2 protein-coding genes are annotated in these 1825 nt (G+C 64.1%); one reads left to right on the top strand and one right to left on the bottom strand.

The features are described 5' to 3' along the window. On the top strand, positions 1-761 hold a 761-nt coding region (locus tag I5W_RS15735), incomplete at its 5' end, for a PhzF family phenazine biosynthesis protein (protein WP_044529936.1). Between the two features lie 28 nt (positions 762-789). Here I5W_RS15735 and I5W_RS15730 read toward each other — a convergent pair. Continuing rightward, positions 790-1713, bottom strand: coding sequence for a LysR family transcriptional regulator (locus tag I5W_RS15730; RefSeq protein WP_044529935.1), 924 nt, complete (start codon positions 1711-1713; stop codon positions 790-792). Positions 1714-1825: the final 112 nt, after the last annotated feature.

The raw sequence follows: 1825 nt of genomic DNA, 5'->3' as shown, positions 1-1825 counted from the left end.
ATTCATCTTTCGGAACCACCTTCATTTTTCCCTCGACGGTGGCCGATGCGCGGGTACGTATCTTCACCACTGGTTATGAAATGCCCTTTGCCGGCCATCCCACACTGGGTACGGCACAAGTGGTGCGCGAGTTGCGCGGCCGCGGCGATGCGCTGACGCTGGAATTCAAGGCTGGCGTGGTGCCGGTCAACGCACGCGACAATGTCTGGACGTTCACCGCGCCCTGCCCCGGTGGTCCCAAAAGCGCCCCCTCCCCGCTCACCCGCGCCGAGGTAGCCGCCTTGCTGGGCCTGCAAGCCAGCGACCTGGCCAGCGATCCACTGTGGGTCGATACCGGGGCCGACCAGTTCCTGATCCCGCTGCGCTCACCCCAGGCCGTGCGCCGCGCCCAACCCGACAGTGCACTGCTGGAACGCTGGCCCACCAGCAGCCTGGGACGCAGGACAGCGTATGTGTTCGCCTTCGACGAAGAAGCGCCGGACCAAGTGCTGGCACGCTACTTTTTTACCAAGCAGGGCGGCGGCGTGGCCGAAGATCCGGGCACCGGTTCGGCCTGCGCCAACCTGGGCGGTTGGCTAATGGCCACCGGCCATGCATTACCGGCCCGCTATGCCATCTCCCAGGGCGCGGCGGTGGATCGTCCTTCGCGCCTGTACCTCGATGTCAGCGCAGCGGGAACGATCCAGGTCGGTGGCCGGGTCATCGAGATCGGGCGCGGTACCGTCACCATCGATCCGGTCGGCCAGACCATGCTGGCCTGAACCATTGGCCCCTGGCCTCTGGCTCCATTCACGCGACCAATCCACCTTCCTGCGTGAGTGGGAAGATCAGCGCATGTAGCCAATCCATGAACTCCAGCAGCCGTGCCGGCACGTGGCGGCGGCTGGCGTAGAGCAGGCTGACCGGCATCGGCGCCGGCCGGTATTGCGGCAGCACCTCCACCAGCTTGTCAGCGCCCAGCAAGCGGCGCTTGCGGGCGCCCACCAGCGGCAACTGGATCAGCCCCAGCCCGGCCTGGCAGGCGGCATAGTAGGTTTCGGTACTGTTGACGGTGACGCTGCCGGCCATGGGCAAGGTATGGGTCTGGCTGCCATCGAACCACTCCCAGCCGGGCGACCGGCCGCCCAGCACCTGCCGGTAATGCACCAGTTGGTGATGGGCCAGGTCCTCCAGCGTGCGCGGCGTGCCGTGGCGCTTGAGATAGGCCGGGCTGGCGCAATTGACCTGCACCAGGTGACCGATGGTGCGTGCCACCAGTGAAGAATCGTCCAGGGCGCCGGTGCGCAGCACGCAATCGAATCCTTCGGCCACCAGGTCCACGCGACGGTCGCTGGCGGAGAGCTCAATCTCCAGTTGCGGATGCTGTGCCAGGAAAGCCGGCAAAGCCGGCAACACCACCTCGCGCGCCATGGCGCTGGACATGTCCACCCGCAACTTGCCGCTCAAGGGTTGGCCACCGGCGCGAAACATGCCCCTGAGCGACTCGAACTCATCGAGCAAATCCTTGCTGCGCCGGTAGAAGGCTTCGCCATCGGCGGTCAATTGCACGCGCCGCGTGGTGCGCTGAAGCAGTCGCGTGCCCAGCATCTGCTCCAATTGCTGTACCGCCAGCGAGACACTGGCATTGGGCAAGCCCAACTGGCGTGCGGCGCCACTGAAACTGGCCAGTTCGGCGACGCGCTGGAAGATCTTGAGGGTATCGATCTGGTTCATGGCCGGCCCAGGATTATTATTGAATATTGAAAAGTCTAATATTAAATCAGAAATTTATTAGTAAAAAGCGTCTCAATATACTGGGCTCCGTGGTCTAGGGCCTGTCCCATCA

The organism is Herbaspirillum sp. B65, from assembly GCF_000333555.1.
Classification (GTDB): domain Bacteria; phylum Pseudomonadota; class Gammaproteobacteria; order Burkholderiales; family Burkholderiaceae_D; genus Herbaspirillum; species Herbaspirillum rubrisubalbicans.
Note: the sequence above shows the minus strand (reverse complement) of the source record. Positions and strands in the feature narration are given on the sequence as shown.